The organism is Paenibacillus shenyangensis, from assembly GCF_000346635.1.
Lineage (GTDB): Bacteria > Bacillota > Bacilli > Paenibacillales > Paenibacillaceae > Saccharibacillus > Saccharibacillus dauci.
On the sequence record NZ_AOIG01000065.1, the window covers coordinates 1 to 371 of the forward strand.

Here is a 371-nt window from a genome sequence, read left to right on the forward strand (position 1 = left end):
ATCGCATCGGTCAGCTGGATCTCGCCACCTGCTCCGGCATCCTGGTTACCCAGAATATCGAAGATTTCCGGTGTCAGGATATAACGCCCCATGATCGCCAGGTTGGATGGAGCATCTTCTCGTTTTGGTTTCTCCACAAGACCTGTCGCTTTGTACAGGCGGCCGGAGTCATCACCAGGCATCTGATCACCAGCGACCAGACCATAGCGGGATACGTGCTCCCAAGGTACTTCTTTCACCCCTACTACAGAGGACTCATGCTTCTCGTATACATCCATCATCTGCTTGAGACAAGGAGTATCCGACTCTACAATATCATCACCGAGCAGTACAGCAAATGGCTCATTGCCGATAAACTTGCGGGCACACCA

General features: G+C 52.0%; 1 protein-coding gene. It reads right to left on the reverse strand.

The genetic code is table 11. The features are described from left to right. Positions 1 to 371 (reverse strand): sugar phosphate nucleotidyltransferase (locus tag H065_RS0124805; RefSeq protein WP_017815789.1); only part of this gene is annotated, 371 nt, incomplete at both ends.